The organism is Burkholderia sp. PAMC 28687 (genome assembly GCF_001577465.1).
GTDB lineage: Bacteria > Pseudomonadota > Gammaproteobacteria > Burkholderiales > Burkholderiaceae > Caballeronia.
Genome location: NZ_CP014506.1, coordinates 1028799 through 1048506 on the forward strand (window position 1 = coordinate 1028799; position 19708 = coordinate 1048506).

General features: G+C 57.0%; 13 protein-coding genes and 1 pseudogene. 8 read left to right on the forward strand and 6 right to left on the reverse strand.

Going from position 1 to position 19708, the window contains the following annotated elements; translation table 11 throughout:
- Positions 1–134: 134 nt before the first annotated feature.
- The 4 genes from AX768_RS20005 (at position 135) to AX768_RS20020 (ending at position 4008) form a co-directional block, all read left to right on the forward strand.
- The gene (locus tag AX768_RS20005) at positions 135–797 is read left to right on the forward strand and encodes a response regulator (RefSeq protein WP_062001799.1); all 663 of its coding nucleotides are present in this window, start codon (positions 135–137) and stop codon (positions 795–797) included.
- The gene (locus AX768_RS20010) at positions 794–2149 is read left to right on the forward strand and encodes an ATP-binding protein (protein ID WP_062001800.1); all 1356 of its coding nucleotides are present in this window, start codon (positions 794–796) and stop codon (positions 2147–2149) included. Before AX768_RS20005 ends, AX768_RS20010 begins: the two co-directional genes overlap by 4 nt.
- A 216-nt stretch (positions 2150–2365) precedes the next feature.
- Positions 2366–3133 carry a DUF4118 domain-containing protein gene (locus AX768_RS20015; protein ID WP_062001801.1) on the forward strand — a complete coding sequence of 256 codons (768 nt, stop codon included), beginning with the start codon at positions 2366–2368 and terminating at the stop codon, positions 3131–3133.
- A gap of 80 nt (positions 3134–3213) precedes the next feature.
- Positions 3214–4008: an alpha/beta hydrolase gene (locus AX768_RS20020; protein WP_155524316.1), complete on the forward strand. Its 795-nt coding sequence runs from the start codon at positions 3214–3216 to the stop codon at positions 4006–4008.
- A gap of 62 nt (positions 4009–4070) precedes the next feature.
- Here AX768_RS20020 and AX768_RS33795 read toward each other — a convergent pair.
- Positions 4071–4277: pseudogene (locus AX768_RS33795) on the reverse strand (RND transporter); the annotation flags it as partial.
- A gap of 70 nt (positions 4278–4347) precedes the next feature.
- Here AX768_RS33795 and AX768_RS20030 point away from each other — a divergent pair.
- Complete coding sequence (locus tag AX768_RS20030) at positions 4348–4944, forward strand: undecaprenyl-diphosphatase (protein ID WP_082778951.1); 597 nt, start codon at positions 4348–4350, stop codon at positions 4942–4944.
- A 1016-nt stretch (positions 4945–5960) separates the two neighbouring features.
- Here the strand turns inward: AX768_RS20030 and AX768_RS20035 are convergent.
- Complete coding sequence (locus AX768_RS20035; RefSeq protein WP_155524289.1) at positions 5961–8174, reverse strand: hypothetical protein; 2214 nt, start codon at positions 8172–8174, stop codon at positions 5961–5963.
- A gap of 327 nt (positions 8175–8501) precedes the next feature.
- Complete coding sequence (locus tag AX768_RS20040) at positions 8502–9473, reverse strand: glycosyltransferase family 2 protein (RefSeq protein ID WP_062001805.1); 972 nt, start codon at positions 9471–9473, stop codon at positions 8502–8504.
- Between the two features lie 1820 nt (positions 9474–11293).
- Between AX768_RS20040 and AX768_RS20045 the strand changes: the two genes are divergently transcribed.
- Positions 11294–12880, forward strand: a complete 1587-nt coding sequence (locus AX768_RS20045) for a hypothetical protein (RefSeq protein WP_062002355.1) — start codon at positions 11294–11296, stop codon at positions 12878–12880.
- A gap of 467 nt (positions 12881–13347) precedes the next feature.
- Positions 13348–13911, forward strand: coding sequence for an acyltransferase (locus tag AX768_RS20050; protein ID WP_062001806.1), 564 nt, complete (start codon positions 13348–13350; stop codon positions 13909–13911).
- A gap of 125 nt (positions 13912–14036) precedes the next feature.
- On the opposite strand, the gene AX768_RS20055 is transcribed toward AX768_RS20050, so the two are convergent.
- Positions 14037–15053 (reverse strand): 2-hydroxyacid dehydrogenase, encoded by a 1017-nt coding sequence (locus AX768_RS20055; protein WP_062001807.1) that lies wholly within the window; start codon positions 15051–15053, stop codon positions 14037–14039.
- A gap of 15 nt (positions 15054–15068) precedes the next feature.
- Positions 15069–16349 carry an MFS transporter gene (locus AX768_RS20060; protein ID WP_062001808.1) on the reverse strand — a complete coding sequence of 427 codons (1281 nt, stop codon included), beginning with the start codon at positions 16347–16349 and terminating at the stop codon, positions 15069–15071.
- Between the two features lie 637 nt (positions 16350–16986).
- Here AX768_RS20060 and AX768_RS32870 point away from each other — a divergent pair.
- Positions 16987–17217, forward strand: a complete 231-nt coding sequence (locus AX768_RS32870) for a hypothetical protein (protein ID WP_155524290.1) — start codon at positions 16987–16989, stop codon at positions 17215–17217.
- A gap of 336 nt (positions 17218–17553) precedes the next feature.
- Here AX768_RS32870 and AX768_RS20065 read toward each other — a convergent pair whose 3' ends face one another.
- Positions 17554–19707: a xanthine dehydrogenase family protein molybdopterin-binding subunit gene (locus AX768_RS20065; RefSeq protein ID WP_062001809.1), complete on the reverse strand. Its 2154-nt coding sequence runs from the start codon at positions 19705–19707 to the stop codon at positions 17554–17556.
- Between the last annotated feature and the right edge of the window lies 1 nt (position 19708).

Consider the following 19708-nt stretch of genomic DNA (forward strand, 5'->3'; position numbering starts at 1 on the left):
GGATCCCGATGCAGAAGAACAACGCGCCGCAGTGGCGCGCCGACGAGTCAGACGGGGCGAGTCTACGAATCGCGTGCTTAAGGAACGCTTAAGTTAAAAGCCCGGACAATGCGTGCCTTAAAAGGAGAAATCCGATGCGTTTGCTACTGGTTGAGGACGACGACATGATTGCGGAGACGGTTGTCGACTTCATGCGCCGGGCGGGCTACGCCATCGATCACGCCGCTGACGGGCGGGCCGCTGACCTGTCCCTTGCCAATGGCGTGTATGACCTCGTCCTGCTCGACCTCGGCTTGCCCAAACGCGACGGCATCGAGGTGCTGAACACCTATCGCCGCGCCGGCGGGGCGGCGCCAGTGATCATCCTCACTGCGCGCGATGCTGTCGACGAACGCATCCGCGGCCTCGACGCAGGCGCGGACGATTACCTGATGAAACCGTTCGATATCGATGAACTCGCGGCACGGGTTCGTGCCTTGTTGCGCCGGCGCACAGGACAAAAGCAGCCGGTCTATACGCATGGCGACCTGGCGCTGGATCCGGCTGCGCACGAAGCCACGAAAGCAGGCGTGAAGCTGCCGCTCGTGCCGCGTGAATTTGCGTTGTTGCAGGCATTGATCGAAGAGCCGACGCGTGTGTTTCGCCGCCCGGAGCTCGAGGAAAAACTCTATGGATGGGGCGAGGAAGTCGGCAGCAACACCATCGAGGTACACGTCCATAGCCTGCGTAAAAAGATCGGCACGGACGAGATCATGACAATTCGCGGCGTGGGCTACCGCTTGAAGAGGCTTGGATGAAGTCCATCCGGCGATGGTTGCTCGGCTGGCTGATCTTCGGCCTCGCCGTCGCGTGTCTGATCGCAGGCTACGGCATCTTCCATTCCGCGCGTCATGAAGCGGGCGAGCTGTTCGACTATGAACTGCGAACGGTGGCGTTGTCGATGCCCGCGAACATCGCGACAACCAGCGGCGCCGAGCAGCGCGAGCACGATTTCAAGGACCTGGCCGACGACCGGATTGCCATCGATATCTGGGATGCGGCCGGCGCGCTCGTCTATCACTCGGCGAAGGAGCCGGTGCTGCCGAAGCTCTCTGAAGGATTCCGGACGATCGAGCGCAATGAATATCGCTGGCGTGTTTTTGGCGTGCAACAAGCGGGCCGCTATGTGCAGGTTGCACAACCTTATTCAGTGCGTGACAACCTCGCGGCGCGTCTTGCGCTACGCACGTTGTGGCCGCTCGCGTTGCTCGTGCCCGTCACCATTGCTCTCGTGCTTCTGATCGTGGCCCGCGGACTTGCGCCAATCGGTGGCTTGTCACGGGCGCTGGCCAATCGCTCGATCGAGTCGCTTGATCCGGTGGTGATCGACAACCGGGTGCCGGTCGAGATCCGACCGCTCGTCGACGCCCTGAATGATCTGCTTGAGCGGCTCAACGTGGCGTCGAAGGCGCAGCGCACCTTCGTGGCCGATGCCGCGCACGAGTTGCGCACGCCGCTGACCGCGCTCAAATTGCAGTTGCAGGCCGCGAAACGCGATGCACTCGCCAGCTCCGACGCGCGCGTGATCGAGCGTCTCGAGGGGCGCGTCAACCGCATCATTCACCTGGCGCAACAACTGCTGAGCATGGCGCGCGAGGACGCGTCGCATGAGAAGTCCATGGTCCCCGTGAGCCTGCGCTGTGTCGCCGAGCAATCGGTATCCGATCTGTCGTTGCTGGCCGAGGCCAAGCAGATTGACCTCGGTCTTGACGCGCATGGACCGGCAGGGCCGGACAGCGGGAATGATGCGTATTGCGTGCTTGGCGACGAACAGGCGCTGAGCATCCTTCTGAACAATCTCGTCGACAACGCCATCCGCTATACGCCGAGGGGCGGCCGGGTCGATGTCGTGCTAAAGCGCGACACGCAGACCGGAGGGGTGTCGCTGGAGGTGGCCGACACCGGCCCCGGCATTGCCGACGACGAAATCAAACGCGTCTTCGACCGGTTTTATCGCGGGGCTTCGGTGAAGGAGCAAGGCAGTGGTCTGGGGCTCGCAATTGCATCGAGCATCGCGGTGCGTCACCGCGCGGAGCTCTGCGTGAGCAACCGGACCGACGGATCAGGACTGAGCATCCGGCTGAGCCGGTTGCCGACATTGCCGGCCTGACGCGTCTGCGTCGTCCCGTCTTTTCTTTCGTCGACACGATCCGACCAATCATCACACGCGATCAACACATTTCCGACTTTCCAATGTTTTGCTTACTTAAGCGTTCCTTAAGCAACGCGACGCTATGCTCGTGCGGGACTTGATGGACTTCGTCAACAGCAGTTTCTTCCGTTTCACCGGTCGAGGTTCGTGAAAGCGCAACCCATACATCGCATCATGAGAATAAGAAATGCAAGGCGCTGGGCGCGGGGAGGTGTGCTGCCATGGCTCTACGCGGCGTTGTCGCTCGTGGTTGCCAGTGGCGTGCGCTGGCTGCTTCACCCGATCGTCGGCCCCATCATGCCCGGCACGGCGTTCTGTATCGCAGCAGCGTTGATTGGATATTATTTCGGCATTGCACCCGCATGCGTGGTCATGCTACTGGGGCTCGGCATCGCTGATTACCTGTTCGTACCGCCGTATGGACAGTTCGACGTACTCGATCAATCTGATCTTGCGCTGATCATTTCCTACCCGGTGGTCACCATCCTCGTCACTTGCCTGATCGAGCGCTTACGGCGAGCGCAATTTCAGGCGGAGCTGCTTGGGCAGGTTGCGCAGTCGCGCTACGAAATGCTGCTGCGTCTGGACAACGAGCGTGCCATCGCGATCCGCGGCAACGACGAAACGCACCGGCTGCTGCGGCATTTGCCGCATTATCACCATGACATTGTGCTGATCAAGGCGCTCGATCGCAAGCACAGCGCGGTGTTGGGCGATAACGGCGATGGCGCCGGCATCCCGGCGGCCGTTGCACCCGGCTTCCTGTACGAGAAGGTCGCAACTGAAGATCTCAGGCGACTGGCAGCAATCATGCATGCGGGCACATACCGCGTGCGTCTTGCCCTGGCAGGGGGCGCCGAAAAAGCGGTCGACTGCGCGTGCGAGCGTTTCAACACGCACGTTGGCGATTTCATCGTCTGCCGCGTCGGGGAGCCCGTTTGACTGAAGGCAAACCTGTCCATCTCGAAGCCGGCAATCACGCCGTTCTCCTGCTGCATGGCCTGTCGAGTTCACCGCTGGAAATGCGTTTCCTCGCCCGTGCACTGCATCGCGAAGGCTTCACCACGGTCGCGCCGGTGCTGCCGGGCTATAGCGCCGGCACGCGTGAACAGCGCATGGAAGCCTGGGTCGCCGCCGCTGTAAGTGAATTCGACGCGCTGAGTTGCCGGTACACGCACGTCTCTGTCTGCGGCTTGTCGATCGGAGCGGCGCTCGCAATGGCCCTGGTCAGCAAGCGGCCGTCGGCAAAGTCCGTTGCTCTGCTTTCGGTGACGCTTGACTACGACGGCTGGGCGATTCCCTGGTACCGGTTCTTGTTGGGCTGGGCCTATTTCACGCCGCTTCGAAACAGATGGCGGTATCGCGAGCAGGAGCCCTTCGGTCTTCGCAACGAGGCGTTACGCTCGAAAGTGGCTCGCGCAATGCTCAAAGGCGATCTCAGCGAAGTCGGTCCGGCGACCATCTCTTTGAATGCACTGCACGAAGCCAGCCGCCTCGCGCGGAGCGTTCGCCGGATCGTGCCGGGCGTGAGCACCGACTGCCTGATCGTCCATGCCATCGACGATGAAACCTCCAGTCCCGCTAATGCGAGATTTGTCAGTTCGCATCTGGCGTCGACGTTCATCCGCACGATCTATCTCGACGATTCGTATCACATGATTACATCGGACAACGAGCGGGAAACGGTGGCGCGTGAAGTAGTCATGTTCTTGCGCGAGAGTGAAGCGGCGGCTGAAGCGGGTGAGGGCGGCAAGGCGCCTGTGGTTTCAAAGGCGCTCGCCCGCCGGCTCAGGCAGATCGCAGCGTTAGCGAAGTAGACATGCAAAAAGGGATGTCGTACGGCCAACGTTGCCATCCGCTGCTTGAGGGGTGTCCGGGATCAGTGGCTGCTGCCGGCGCCGGATTGGCGGGTACCTCCCAGAGCGCGGATAAGGGACACGCTGGCATCGAGCCGGCGTGCGTCGATCTGTTCACGTGCGCGCTCGTTGTTCAACGCGATGGTATGCGCTGTGACGACATCCAGATAGCTGACGGTGCCCGCGTAGAAGCGGTTTGTCGTCAGCTTTAGTGCACGCGTGGCGGCGGATTAGGGCACCCAAGCGTTCGATAAGTTTCGGTCCGTACCATGCCACCGTTCCCCTTACTTCTTACATGCGATGAACACGTTGAATCTAGCGCTGTTTCACTTGCTTAACGCCTCGTCCCGTCCAATTCCATTTGTCGTTGGGATGGCGCACATATTTGCCGTATATGCCATATGGACGGCGCCGCTTGCATTGGTTGCGGGATGGCTTCGCGGAAACGACGTGTTGCGTCACCACATGGTGGAGGCTGCGTTGTCGACGGGTGTGGCGCTGGTGGCCGCACAAATCATCGGGATTGCGTGGCCGCAACAGAGGCCGTTCGTGCTTGGTCTCGGCACCAATTTGATGGCGCATTCGCCTGATGCGTCTTTCCCAAGCGATCATCTAACCTGTTTGTGGGGCGCAGCCTTCAGCCTCCTGGCATATAAACGCACGTGTCCAATTGGAACTGCGCTTGCATTGCTCGGAATACCGATGTCGTGGTCGCGGATCTATCTTGGCGTGCATTTCCCGATGGACATAGTCGGCGCGGCTGTCGTGTCGGGCTTGAGCGCCTGGGTTCTGGCAAACACAGGGCGGCGTCCTGTTCAATTCATCGTGGCGGTGACTTCTCATGTGTATCGACCGATGTTTAAAATTCTCATCCAGCGGGGCCGGGTATCGCCATAAGAGAAAATACGCAGCGCCCAGCTAGCAAGAATTCGACTCGATAAGCTCAAGGCTCACTTAGCATCATTCAGATTGATCCGGCTGGGAACGGGCGGGTTTCGAGCAGCACATGTCGTTGTACACGCCATTCAAAAGAACTTCGAGCCGAAGCGCTTGAATTAGAAAACCGACGCTTGATGACTTCAAAGCCGTTTCGAGCGCCATGCTGACAGTGAATCACAGCAAGTCCTGGCTCCGAACGCTAACTACCGGCTCCGGTCTCGCCGCATCAGTTCAATGGATCTGCGGCAACTACTGCTGCCGGCCAACCCCTGAAAAGTTCGTCACGCGTTGCATCAATTTGTTGCTCGTTCGCTTAACCTGATCAATGTCTGTGTGCGTCCGCACACACTACTGCTACTTAATCTTTTCGAGCTAGTGCAATCTCGGCGAGAGTAGAGTGTAATGAGCCGCGTAATTCAACTATTGGAGACAGATATTGGTGGTGCTTTCTTTCATCGGACACTGGTATTGGGTGTCGGTCAAGACGTTCTTTTGTGTTGCGAGCGTTATGTTCGTACTGCAACGATTTAGCTCGAATACTACACGGGCGATGCTTGTTCCGGTCCTGGGCTTCGTTCCAATATTGAATGTACTCGCCGCATTAATTCTCGTCGTGTACATGCCGCCGCCAACAATTGCGGAGTTATTTGGACACGAAGATTAGTCGGCGGTTACGGACGTGAAAGCGTTCAATGACTACCGCACGCTTGGCTTCGTGCTTCATCGGTCGAGGCCGTTAAACAAGAGAACGCGTTCACCTCGGATTCGAAGGCTTCCAAGAGGGCGCCGTTCAATCCTTCCAGTGTTAAAGGCAATTAAGCGCTGTGCAAAGGTTGTGACAATGCCGCCATCAAACGGTCAGTTAGGTGCTGTGCTTCACGTGACAGCGCAACAGGGGTAAGTCACCAACACCGCAGACAAAACGTCATGACACTTCGTTAGTTTGTGAACTTGGTCTCGGCTCTTCAACGCCGCTAATATCTGGCAGTTCCTGTCGCAACCCACACGTTGCCCGAAGCGCAAGTGACGTTGCAGATTGTCGACCCGCCGCCGACGTAGTTCGTCCCAAGACTACAAGACTCAGCATCCGAAACCGTTGCTGTCGCGTGGGCTGTAATGGAACTATTCAAGTTACATGCGGGCAAGGCGACGCCATTTGCAGAGAACGTGAGCGGTGAAAATGCGCTCTGCGGAGTGTAGTAATTGTCGCCTGTCACATGTAGACCGAGCATGCCGGCCACATTGTTGAAGATCTTATTGCTTTGTGATCCGATGTTGCCATCGGCTTCGAAATAGTTTGATGAAACCACACCACCAACAACGGTCCCCGTCGTGAAAACCTCCGCACCAGGCGCCATCACGTTGTTCCATTGAACCGTCGAATCCGACAACCGGAGGCCTTGAATGTTATCGCCGGCCAAGATGACGCCAGGTCCGCCATTTCCCTCGATGATGCAATAGACGCACTGAGTGTTTTCGATGTTGTAGACCGCGCGGGCGCTACCGACTTTAAGACCGCCACCACCGTTGTATGCCGCATAGAAATGTTTGAACAGCACGTTTTCGCTGTAGTCTCGATAGTCTTTCGCTGACAAAGCATCCACGTAGCCGCCGTATCGGACGAAGTTGAAAACAAAAACGTTGTCAACAACCGCGTTTTGCCAATTCAAAACATCGATTCCATCCTGGCCGCCCCCGTCAAGCGCAGTGCCGACGCCGCCAACGATGGAGAAGTTACTCAGCCTATCAGCTGCGGCCGTGCTCGTTACATGGAGGGATCCAGTGATTGAAACTGCAGGACCAGTCAGTGCCTGTGTAAGATAATGAAGCTGCGAACCGTTGTTCGCGTTGACGAGAACATTTCCGTTGATCAACGTGTTCGGGGTATTCGCAGCACTTGGTCCGACTCCAACAAGACTGATCGGGATATTGGCCGGTAGGATCAATTCTTCGGTCAGTATGTAATGCTTTGCCCCAAGTTCGATCCTGCAACCTTTAGTGCTACAAGGCGCGCTCGAAAGCATCGTTGTAAAAGCGGCGCTGTCATCTGTTCCGTAGGCAAATTGCAGATTGCCACCGGTTAGTTCAGTCGCAAAATCTACGGCAATCGAACTCTCGGTTTCGACGTTGATGATCTTGCCGCATTTTTGCTTGTTGAACGGTAAAGCCGCTTGTATGTTCGCAACGCAAATTTTTTTACCGACATCGTCAGAGGTGAAATGTGCCGTCGCCGAGTGCAGGGTGCTGCTCGTCTCGCCAAACTTAGTAGGATCAACTCCGCTAACATTGCGGTAATCAAGCATAAGCCCTGCGGCGCTACTCGAGCCGTTCCCGCTGAGGATGAAAGTGTAGGTCGATGGCTCATACTCACCGGTCACTTTGGTGAAGCAAGTCAAGCGATCTGCCGCATTTGAGCCAGTTGCAATGGGCTTGAATCCGATCGGGGGCGTTATGGTCCGAGTACCGTCGTGGTCAATGACAGTACAGGCTAATAAATAATCACCAGTGCGATGTCCGAGTGGCTTGGGGAGAGCGACATCGGCGGTACTCGCAGAGTAGTATGTCGTGCTGGCAATGAAGGAAGGCGTTCCGATCGATGCGAGCGCAATGGAAACTGTCTGCCATCCAGATGCAAACGGTGTGATTCCCGAGACTGCAGTTGTAAGAGCAGGCCTCGCAACAGTTTCATCCAGCGCCATGATGCCAAGGCTGCCATTTTCTGAAGACTGGTTGGCCCGGACCACCCCGAGCGATGGCGTAACTGAGTAAGCCTGCGCATTCGCAATCACGTGCACAACCATGTCGTTCGATGCACCGGTCGAAACCGGTGGCGCCGTCGGGTTCGCGTCATTTGCCGCATGCGAAGTTGCAATTGTCGCTGTCCCGCCAACTTGCATGCTGCCGTCGAAGTAGGTATTACCGTCACCGACTGCTCCATATGTTTCCGGCAGCACAACTCCATTAGTTAAACCCGCTTTAGACTGATCGAAGGGGCCAGCGTCAGCCTGATCGCGTCGAACATGTGCTTGGGACTGTCCGAGATGTACAGTGCGGGCTCCGGGAGCGTTGGCCGAATGCCTTGTTTTTCGATTCACTGCATCTGCACATGCGACGTTCGACAGCATTACGCACGCCAGAACAATAAGGTTTTTCAGCATATTCTTCGTTGGCTTATAGTTCAGGTGCATTGACCGATTCTGCGCATGCCGATCTTCTCTCCGCTTGTTCACTTGCTCGGCGCACGTGACATTCCAGCATGACGGACCTAGCGGCCGTGATGGTCAAACCATCCGCTTTAGGAACAAGTTCATATCTATGAGGAAATAATTTACCTTCACTGCATCGTTGCGGTTTTGTTGGGCGTGTTCTCGAAGCGAGACCGGCAGTCACGAAGACTTTGTCGATCCGCTTCGGACAACAACAATAAGCTGAAGCCAAGCGTCTTCAGTTCACTTGGCCGCCTGCGCGTCCGGAGATCTTTGCCATGCCCGGTCGCTCACCCACCCAACCCAATCTTAACGGTGCAACCTTGCCTCCGCTTTGAGACTGTACAGTTCGGGAACCAACGCGAGCAGGAGACGTTTTGGCGCAAACAGGCGCGGCGAAACATGCCGCGCGACGTGCCACATGGCGGTGATGTTCCTTCTTCGGAGGTTGATGCTGGCGCCAACGAGGGAACTAACGAAGTGCAGATCTCCGAGCGCGTTGCCGACGATCTCTTCTTTGATTGCTGATCTCTCAGGCGGCTTGAGAGCGAAGAACGATAGCTTCGATAATTCCCGGACCATGCGATTCATGCTGTCGTAATGGTGTTTCGTCTTCGATGAAAACATGATTGAGCCCGACCTCAACCGTCGTTTGTAGAGTTTTTCATGAAGTATTGCCACCTTGCGCTTTTTCTCCAGTAAGAGCGAGACAAAAAAGTGGTTGTCCTCGAACAACATGCCTTCGATAAACCGGAGTTCTCCTATCGCTGATTTGCGCGCAACGAAGCAGCACGCCTGCACGCAGTAGTGTCCTTGACGAAGTGACTCAACGATAAAATCGTCAGACCATAAAGGCGACTTTCCTACCGGCCGTTTATAATAGTTTTCTTCGATCTTATAAACAGGCGAGTCAACCGGAAAAACTTCGGCCTCAAACATTACAACGTCGATCTCATTATTTTGGAACTCTCGGTAGCATGAAGCTAGCGCCTCCGCATCGATGACATCGTCACTATCAAAATAATAAATATACGTGCCAATCGCGACATCTGTGCCTGAGTTTCGTGCAGCCGAAAGACCTCCGTTTCGCTGATGAAGATATTTGAACCGTGTATCTGTCGAACAAAACTTCTTAGCAATATCCCCAGTGCCGTCGGTTGATCCGTCGTCCACAACGATAGCCTCGAAGTCAGCAAACGACTGTCTTGCAATGCTTTCCAGCGCTTCCTCAATAAAATCCTGCACATTGTAGGCCGGGACAATAATCGAAAAAACAGGCACGTGTAGTCCTTAAGATTTAGTAAGAAGGAAACGTGCGAACGTCATCGGGAGCAACTTGGATGGGAATCAAACGCAGACGGGGCAACCTGTTCCGAGCTTTTGCTGCCTTCGGAACTATCGGTCGCAGCCCCAGTAGCACGCACTCATATCCGACGTTACCGTATCCGCGCCCCAACTCAGCTAGCTAATTCAACTGAGGATTATGGAAGAGGTGTTCACTTACATATCGGATATTGCATTACCGCGCTTACTCAATTAAGGACAGCGGGAAGCTCCAGTAACCGCTCATTAATCACACAATTGATATTAAATGATGACTTCAGCTGAAGCTTACACTTATTGCAAGGTGGATTAGTGAAACGGCTAAAACTCGTGTGCTATTGGCCGAAAGCGTCGATCAGACGATATGCCGGATTTCACTCGCGACTTCGCATTGTTTGCGAAGAGCGTGCAACCGACATTATGTTAAAGCCTTAGTGTTCAAATCGGATTGGGCCGCTAGGTTGCTGGCACGTCGCTTCTTCTGAAATAAGTAACGATCAACACGTCACACGAATGATATAGGAATGAATAGTCAGTTACGACCACGCGACGCGCGTAGCTTCCAGCTAATTTTTCTAGGCTTCTTGATCGTCTGGGTTGTGAATCACATATGGTTTCTCACCCTGCCATTGCGCCCCTGGCGGGGCCAGGAAAATATCGCTCGCGGAGCAGGCGCGGTCTCGGTTGCCCATTCGCCCTGAAATGAGCTCTTCAAATTTTGCCAACTACTCAACGTCTTCAAACGCACGAGACTCGCCGATGCGCCGGGCATTCTGAACCAAGCATCGACGTGCGATCCGTTAATAACACGGTGCTGGCTGGACCGTCGCACAGATGTTCACTGCAGGTGACATGTGGACCTGAAGGCCGATCTGATCGAGAGCGAGTCGGGCCACGCAAATGCTTGGCGACAAGGATTTCTTTCCAGTTGACCTGCATGGTGGCCAGCAAGGCTGACGCCTTTAAGTCTTCTTTGGTTCCCGAGCAAGCGGGGGATTTGGCAACAGTTCTGCTGCATCTACAGTGAATTTGGGTGTGCCTCCTAAAGCTCACGGCCACGCTACGGATCTTTTCGCGATCAGATCAACGACCAGAATCGGTAATATATATTCGTAGTATAAATTAGGAGCGCGGACTTTACCCGCATTTCTGACTCATATTATTTGTCAGGGTAGAATCTACGACCGAATTTTTAATTAATTTATAGATTAAATATAATATTGACCGAAATCTTTCGATTAATGTCAGGCACCTTTGAGCAGTTCTTTTTGCATCGCAACAGCGCCTAGGGAAAATTTCACTATTTAACAGAATATTACTTATTCGTTTGTGGTCTACCGCACATTCCGGGTACATTTACACCCGTGGTCAGACGAAAAGGTAGACTTTGCCGAATCGCTGAAGTATGCGGCATTCTCGGTTAAACGTTTGCGTAATAGACGATAAGGCGACTGTCTCGGCAAGTCGCGATACCGGGGTCGGGGTTCGCACGCAAGCGTTCCGAATACACGACGAAGGCATGTGGTCGCTTCTGTGACCGCATCGGGAAGGTGTGCCTTCGCGTTCGTGTTCCCAGGTCGCACGCCGTCCCAATCGTTTAAAGCGCCATCCGGTACTGAGCACGGAATGGGTCAATAATTCATTGGGTTAGTTAGATATACGAAGTAAAGAAAAAGCGGTTCGGGTGCCCACGCTCCCAACAGCATTTCGTGTGTCGAAGACTAAAAATCATTTGCTTATTTTCTGTCGGGCTTTTCTCGACAGTGGACGAACTCGCCATGATCAAACGACGTCAATTTCTCGGTTGCCTTACCGCGTTCGGCGGTAGCTATCTTCTGACCGCCTGCGGCGGTGGCTCCAGCGATGGAATCGGCAATGCCGCCGGTGCAGTCGCAAATAGCGCAACAAACAATGCCGCAGTTGGAAATGCAGTTGTCAACGCCGCTACGACTGCGTCGGCCGATGGAACGAGTCTGCCTTCGTCTGCAAAGATCGTCGATAACTCAGGCAATGTCTGGACGCTTTCCGGGGGCGTGGTGTACAGGAACGGCGCAGTCGCAGGCGTGAACTACAACGTCGCCTTGGCGCTGTGGTACGCCGGCACCGTGTACCATCAGAATACCGGGGGCCAGTTCTACTCGTGGAATGGTTCTGGGTGGACGGCATGCCTCGATCCACGCACCGCAGGAATCTCTCCCGACGGCGCCACGATTCCGTCGGGTACTGTCCTCATCGACAAGCAGGGTCGTAAATGGACAGTGAATGCCGGTGTTATCTATAGAGACGGTGCCGTTGTCGGTGTCAACTACAACGTCGCCTTGTTGCTCTGGTACGGCGGCATGATGTGGCACAAAAACACAAGTGGTCAGTTCTACGTATGGGCCAACGCGGGGGGATGGCTTGCTTCCACCGATCCGCGTATCTCTGGTTCCGCTGCCGCAGGCAGTTTCTTCGGCGTCAACGGACATTGGGACTACACCTATACCCCGGCCCAGATCGTTTCAATTCTCAAAAGCATGGGTTGCACCAGCTACCGCGTGGGCTGCAGCTCCGATCCGTCGCAGATTGCTGCAGTGGCCAAGCTGGCCGCTGCTTTCCAGTCTGCCGGCATGACCCTCTTGGTGTTGATCAACCAGGGCATGAACGACAACAATGGCAACTTGCTGAGCAGCGAGGGCGTTGCCTATAATCAAGCATATTCGGTTGGATCGGCGGTCGCAAACGCACTTAAGCAGTACGGGGTCACGATGTACGAATGCGGCAATGAGCTGACTCGTCAGAGTTCGACCGTCGTAGACTCGACTCAGGCGGGCTGCAAGGTTGCAGACTTCAATAACGCAAACTGGCCAGCCATGCGCGGCGTGATGCGCGGAATGATCGATGGCGTGAAGTCGGTCCAGCCTGGCGCCAAGTGCGGCATCAATTTCTGCGTGGCAGATGTGGGCGCGTCAGATGCCTTATGGGACGGCATACAACCAGATGGATCGCAGGGGCATCCTAAGGTTCGCTGGGACATCACGACATGGCACAACTACGAAGTGTATGGCGACATCTTTAATATAGGCATCGACGGCGCCGGACCAGGCTTTGATTTGCCAACGTACTGCAAGGCTCGCTATGGAGTTCCGTTCATGATCACGGAATGGAACACGGGCCCTGAGCAGACGCAAGCGTACAGGGCAAACTACGTCACGACTCAGTTGTCCAATTTCTACGCAAACAGAAAGAGCCACAACATTCAGTCTGTGATGTACTACGTGCTCGATAGTGGAAACAGTACGTACGGCATCATGATCAACGGCGCTCCCTTAAGCGCTCCTTACGCAGCGTTCACGGGATTCACGGCGTCACATGCGGACGTCTGAATCTAAGCCTTGATGTGATAGAGAGCTGGAAAAGCGGGGGTAGCGTTTGCTACCCCGTTTGCTTATTAGCTGCGCGTAATGTGGTTAGACGCACCCGTACGGTAACGCTCATTGTATTGGCTTAGCGTCGATGATGCCGACAGGGGTGGTTGCATCGATGGTAAAACTATCTCCGTCGTGGAAATCATTCGATTTCTGCGATGTCTTGTCAGGCGTCTTCGTCTTTACTTGTTCGCGTCCCAAAACAAACCCGTTTGATTGAACCCGATCAGGCAAACTTGCCGATGCGGTAATTCTTTTGTGACGCTCGCAAAAGTTTTGCTGTCACACTGATGGGTGTTTACGGCGGGTTATTCATCATATGTATTGTTCGTTGATTGGCTAATCTGAAAACACGTATCACTGCCTTGCCCGATAGTCGACGATTCAAGCTAACCAGCCAGCGACCTACTTATTTGGACTAATGCATGAAGAGAGCGATTCTTAGAAGTTTGTCCAGCGTGAAGAGCGTCTTCATCCGAGTAGCTCTTACGGCAAAAAACGTACGCTTCGATGGTCCACCGGCCTTTTCGGGCAAGTGGCCGAGAATCAGCAACAAGGGGTACATCCACTTGGCTAAAAACTGTTCCTTCCGCTCTTACCGGACGCGCCCGTTCATCTGGGTTTCAGAGGGCGCGAGTTTAGAGATCGGGCAGAACGCGTTTTTTAACGATGGTGCGAATCTTTGCGCGACAACTTCAGTGAAAATAGGTAGCAATTGCAAGATTGGAGACATGACTTTTATTTTCGACACCGACTATCACCAAGTAACGCCCGAGCGCCCTACGAAGCAAGCGCCTGTAGAAATCGGCGACAACGTCTGGATTGGCGCGCGGTCGACGATCTTGGCGGGAGCTAAAATTGGCAGCCATTCTGTAATCGCTGCAGGGTCGACAGTTGTAGGAGAAATCCCTCCCAAGAGTTTAGCCGCAGGCTCACCGGCGCGGGTCATACGTCAGCTCAACGTACCTGACGACTGGGTCAGAGCTTAATCAAAGTCGCATGCGTCGCGACGCGGCCACAATGCCAGCAGATTTTTCTCAGTCGTTGCGCTACCTGCTTCCTTAAAGCATCCGTCTCCAAAGTCGAAGTTCCACAGTTAGAAAGCGCGTGCCTCTCATTCGGTCGTGATCTGGGCTGGCGCTGCAATACGGCAACTCAGTGCGCGGCCTGTATCCGCCTCGGAAAGACTGTTGAGTGTCGTCTGAGCGATTGAGGCCATGGCCTCGGCTGTGAAGAACGCCTGATGTCCGGTTACGAGGACGTTCGGGAACGTAAGAAGGCGCTGGAAAACGTCGTCTTGCACAACGTCCAGCGACAGGTCTTCGAAAAACAGCGCTTCTTCCTGCTCGTAGACGTCGAGCGCGACGCCGCCGAGCTGTCCTGACTTGAGCGCCGTGATCAACGCCGGCGTATCGACGAGCGCGCCGCGGCTCGTATTGATCAGCAGCATACCCGGCTTGCTTGCAGCGAGCGCCGCTGTGTCGATGAGATGCAGCGTGTCGCGTGTCAGGGGGCAGTGCAGGGAGATGACATCGGACGCTTCGACTAGCGCGCGCATCGTGACATAGCGCACGCCGATGTCCACGAGCGCAGCGTCCTCCACGACATCGCAGGCAAGCACGTCGCACCCAAATCCGAGTTTGAGTGCACGCGCGACGAGCATGCCGATACGCCCGGTACCCACCACACCGACCGTCTTGCCGTGCATGTCGTGTCCAAGCAAACCGTCGAGCGAGAAGTTGTCCTCGCGAACACGCGCATAAGCATGGTGGATCTTCCGGTTAAGAGAAAGGAGCAGGCCTATCGTGAACTCAGCCACTGCGTAAGGCGAATAAGCGGGCACGCGCACTACCTCGATACCCCGCTCTTCAGCCGCCGTCAGGTCGACGTTGTTGAAGCCCGCGCAGCGCAACGCAATCACGCGGGTGCCCCCATCGGCCAAGATCCGGATTGCTGCGGCATCGACTCGGTCGTTCACGAATACGCAGACCGCCGCGAACCCCTTCGCCAGACTTGCGGTGGTGGCGTCGAGTCGCGGCTCGAAGTAGGTCGGCGAATGCAGGCCGTGTGCATTGGCTGCGTCGAGCGCTGCACGGTCGTAAGGTTTGGTACTGAAGATTGCAACTCGCATGACGTGGTCTACCGGTTAGTTAGCTGGAACAGCGGTGCGCACGGCCGTACCCGTTTCACGCAGGAAAAACGATAGGACGACCGCGATTACCACACCGAACACGAGTGGAATGAAAGCATGCTGAAACGCCTGCAGGTTCATGGTTCTGCCTGGCTGTGCCACCATCAGGCGCGAAATGAACGGCGCAAGCAGGCCCGTTGTCAGGAACACGAGGAAGTTCATCACGCCCGCCGCGGTACCTTTCACCTCGTGCGGATTGACCTCCTTCATGGTCGAAAACGGAATCATTGCGGCACCGGATGCAATGCCGAATAACAGCGCCACTGAATATCGCGGGAAAGTGCCTGCTGGAATGAAGACCGCGACGAGTCCGAGCGCGAGTACTGCCAGTGCGCCGCCAATCAGCACTGGCTTCCTGCGTCCCGAGCGGTCCGAGAGATAACCGAGCAGAGGACACCCGATTACCCAGCCGATCGGCACCATGGATGCGTCGGCAGCGGCTTGCGCCATGTCCATATGCTGGCCATCGTGCAGGAATGAGGTCACCCAGACGAGGGCGCCGATGGTGGTCGGCGCGAACAAAAGGCCGCCGATCACACCGGCGAGCCAGCTCTGCGGGTTCGACAATACGATTCGGTATGGCCGCAGCACGTTGGCGATGCCAAGCGTGCCGTGATGACTGTCCGCTCCTTCATCGGGCATCGCGAACCATGTGCCCACCGCGAGCAGCGCGCCGATCACCGCAAAGGCGATCCACACGTGCTGCCAGGGCATCTGCAAGCTGCCGGCGGGATCGATCAGCATGTGCACGGGCTTTGAGCCAAACGCGGCACCCGCCATGCCGAGACACTGCGTAAGTCCGATGAACATTGCCAGCATGCCTGCCGGCAGGTAGCGCGCAGCGACGTAAGACGAGCCAATGAACGCGAAGATGGCGCCCACGCCCTGCAGGATGAAGCCGGCCATGCCTGCCGCGCGGCTACCCTGTGCAAACACGAGGCATCCGATCGCGACGATCGCGATGCCATATGGAATCGTCCGGCGCGCGCCGTACCGGTCGAGCAGGACGCCTGCGACCAGCGCCATTAGTGCGTACACCATGTAGTAGGCCGAAACGATCGATCCAATATGGTTTCCGCCCCAGGCTTGTGCCAGTTCATTCTGCATTACGCCGGGCGCGGAGCGGACCGCGTACTGGTAGAAGTAAAAGATTGCGCAAAGGAGCCAGGGCAACACGCCGGCTATGGCGAGTCGATTAGCTGCGGGGGCGGCCGGCAAGACGGTTGAGGTGGACATGATAGGTTCCAGGCGCGGGCGCGCCGCTTATGTCAGTGAGACAGCAGAATCGGCAGCGTGGCCGGAGGGAGGCTTTCGGCGAGATGTTCGCTCAAAAAGTTTCAGGGTTGTCGGGCTTGACTTGGCCGGTCACGAGCAATCGACGCAGCGCATTGGTCGTGAGCCGGGAAAAGTCTTCGTCCAATGCACATAGGGTCCATTCGTCCTCAACGTCCGGGGTGCAAGCTCGGACTCGAAATCCTCGCGCACGACGCGCGCTCGCTGCGAGCGCATCTTTCTGATGCATTGCGTAATATTCAGCCAAATCTGCCTACACTTAGAACGTTCGCGGGTACCGATAGAACGCGGCATAGACCGCGTCGAGATGCGCGCTGGATTGCCTGGCAAAGCTCATCTCAATAGAGGTTCTGGCACGGGACTATCAGGTTGTATCGACATATACGGCGATACTTTCCAGCTCATGATGAGCCCTTGGTAAAGAAGGACGAATCGATCGGAGTTCGAGGCAATCCGGGCAATGAGTCAACGAACATGACTAGGCTATCCGCTAGCGCTCTTCGTTGAGATGATCTAGATCATGCCGGGCCCCGACAGCCCTCCGATGCTGGCTTGTCATGCAAAGTAAGGAGAGACTCCGATGTCTGAAGATCAAATCGTCTACCGCGAACGGGGTAAGTTGAATACGCCCGGCGCACTGTTGAACCTTCTCGAGATAGATGCCACGGGCCTGCACAGCGTAGTCCTCGAAGGTGACAGCCGGTTGATCCGGTCACCGCACAAGCGAGTCGATGCCGTCAGCACTGTCCAACCTTTCATCGGCTCCGCATCTGCTGCTGTCCGGCATGCCCGTACCGGCAAAACTTCGTGATAGCAATTCCTCGATGCGATCAATGGATGATCAGCAGGGCGGCTGTGCACAGCACAGCTGCGGCTTCACGATGATCAGCTGAGTTTGATGCCACAACACCGGCTGGAGAAAGCCGGGCTTAGCTTGGGTAAGCTGCTCATGGCGAGGGCTTCCCACGCTTCGGTTTCTGAGCTGTCATCCGGGGAATCCAGGTCTTAGACGCATCGAACTCGGTGCCTCATCACTCGATATGCGTATTCCGCCATTGAAGGCTATCGTCGCCTTCGAAAGTCGCGGGAACGAAAGTGTAGGTATCGTGGCGCACTTAAGTTCAACCGCTGCCGAAGCGGTCCCCTATCAGGATTTCAGAGGGTCGCCAGCGATCGGCAGGTCCCTCACACGTCTGCCGGTAGCGTCGGCAACCGCGTTGGCAAGCGCTGCGGCGGCCGGGCCTTGTGACGCTTCGCCCACGCCGAGGAACGGTGTGCCGGGACGGTCGATCAGGTCGACATCAATGCGTCCCGGCAATGATGAAAACCGCAGGATTGGATAAGTGCTCCAGTCGAAGCTTGTGATGCCGTGAGGTTCAAAGGTCGTCTGCTCAAAAAGCGTCCAGCTCAGGGACTGCACGATTCCACCTTCAACCTGATTGCGTGCCCCGTCGGGATTCACGATCTGCCCGCAATCCACCGCGCACGCGACGCGGTCAACCCTCACGGCGCCGGAGTTGCGCTCCACCGTGACTTCCATGGCAATGGCGCAGTAGGCCATCAAATTCTTGTACTTCGCGAAAGCGAAGCCCACCCCGTGATCCGGCCTGCGAGCAACAGCTCGCGCCGCTGCCCAGCCGAAGCGGGTACTGGCTCTCTGGATGACATCGCGTGCACGCGGATCGTCCAGATGGCGCAAGCGAAACTCGACCGGGTCGAGCTGTGCCTCGGCCGCCAGTTCATCGATGAAACTTTCTATCGCGAATACATTCAGATACGCGCCGAGTGAGCGCATGGCGGAGCCACGGATCGGCATGTCGAGCAGGAAATGCTCGTGCACATGCAGGTTCGGCACGCGATAAATCGGCACGCTGTTGCGGTCGCCGCCGCCTTCCGGCATCGGAATTTCCTTCGACGGCGCGGGCGTCATCGGTGTGGCGAGCGACCACGTGGGCATCAGGCGACCGGCGTTCTCGATGCGCTGGTTATGCGAGTTGCTCCAGATCTCACAGGTCCAATCGACGATCTGGCCGCTTGCATCGAGCGATCCAGTCAGGTCGGTCGTCATCGCCGGGCCGAAAGGTTCCCACATGTGCTCCTGTTCGCGCATCCATTGAACCCGAACGGGCCGCCCGGGGACTGCACGGGCGATCAGCGCGGCGTCGGCGGCGACATCGTCCGCGCCGTTGTGACCGTAGCATCCCGAACCTTCCACGTGCACGCAACGGACGTTGTCCGGCGGCATCGACAGCATGTCGGCCAAACCGTGGCGCAGCGGAAAAACGCCCTGAGTGTGGGTCCAGACCGTCAGTCGATCGCCGTCCATCAGTCCCACCGCGCACGAAGGCCCGATAGAGCCGTGGGTGAGGAAAGGCTTCGTGAAGCGCCGCTGCAAAGTCTGCACGGCAGGCGCGGCAGGCGCCGAGCGGTCGGCAACCGCGATGTCCTGCGCGGGCAGCGCGCGCAAGGCCGCATGAATGGTTGCCTGCGCGGGCAGGGGCGGACCGGCGTTCCAGCGGGCCCCTGCCGATAACGCGCGCATGGCTAGGATCGCGCGCCATTCGTCGTCGGCGACAACAGCGAGATAGCTGCCGTCGCGCACGACCTTGACCACGCCGGGCATGGCCTGCACGGATGCAATGTCGACCGAGGCGAGGGTTGCGCCGTAAGCGGGCGGGCGCACAGCGCGTGCGTGAAGCATGCCCGGCAGATGCAGGTCCTGCACGTAGCTCGCGCCGCCGGTGACCTTGCCCGGAAGATCGACGCGCTGCATCGGACGACCGATGCTCTCATACGTGCGCGGATCTCGGCGCGGCAGTCCCGGCTGCGCCTGCTGATGCAGATTCACGCCGCTGACGGCTTCGCCAAATCCAAGGCGGCGGCCATCGGCGGCCATCACCGCACCATCCCGGACCGTCAGTGTCGCCGCATCTACGCCGAGCTTGGTCGCCGCCGATTGCAGCAGCAGAGCGCGCACTTGCGCTGCTGCGTTTGCAATCGCGGTGCCGCTGTCGGCGACCGAGTGGCTGCCAGCCGTGTAGCCTTCGTTCGGGGTGGCGGCGGTATCGGCGGTGATCAGTGTGAGCGACGACGGCGCAATGCCTAGTTCGTCGGCCGCGATCTGCATGAATGCGGTGCGGATGCCAGTGCCAAGCTCCGCTTTTCCGGTGAATGCCGTGATGTGACCCTGCTCGTCGATACGGATCCAGGCGTCGAGCATGGGCGAGGTCTTGAGGCTGCCAGGCAGATCCGGCGCGGCGGATGTGAACGTGCCTGCCTCCGTGGTCGAGGTCTGCGCCACC

Bases quoted from the DNA above. Each gene is read 5' to 3' on its own strand.
- AX768_RS20005 (WP_062001799.1), top strand. From the start codon at position 135: ATGCGTTTGCTACTGGTTGAGGACGACGACATGATTGCGGAGACGGTT.
- AX768_RS20010 (WP_062001800.1), top strand. From the start codon at position 794: ATGAAGTCCATCCGGCGATGGTTGCTCGGCTGGCTGATCTTCGGCCTC.
- AX768_RS20015 (WP_062001801.1), top strand. From the start codon at position 2,366: ATGAGAATAAGAAATGCAAGGCGCTGGGCGCGGGGAGGTGTGCTGCCA.
- AX768_RS20020 (WP_155524316.1), top strand. From the start codon at position 3,214: ATGCGTTTCCTCGCCCGTGCACTGCATCGCGAAGGCTTCACCACGGTC.
- AX768_RS20030 (WP_082778951.1), top strand. From the start codon at position 4,348: ATGAACACGTTGAATCTAGCGCTGTTTCACTTGCTTAACGCCTCGTCC.
- AX768_RS20035 (WP_155524289.1), bottom strand. From the start codon at position 8,174: ATGCACCTGAACTATAAGCCAACGAAGAATATGCTGAAAAACCTTATT.
- AX768_RS20045 (WP_062002355.1), top strand. From the start codon at position 11,294: ATGATCAAACGACGTCAATTTCTCGGTTGCCTTACCGCGTTCGGCGGT.
- AX768_RS20050 (WP_062001806.1), top strand. From the start codon at position 13,348: ATGAAGAGAGCGATTCTTAGAAGTTTGTCCAGCGTGAAGAGCGTCTTC.
- AX768_RS20055 (WP_062001807.1), bottom strand. From the start codon at position 15,053: ATGCGAGTTGCAATCTTCAGTACCAAACCTTACGACCGTGCAGCGCTC.
- AX768_RS20060 (WP_062001808.1), bottom strand. From the start codon at position 16,349: ATGTCCACCTCAACCGTCTTGCCGGCCGCCCCCGCAGCTAATCGACTC.
- AX768_RS32870 (WP_155524290.1), top strand. From the start codon at position 16,987: ATGTCTGAAGATCAAATCGTCTACCGCGAACGGGGTAAGTTGAATACG.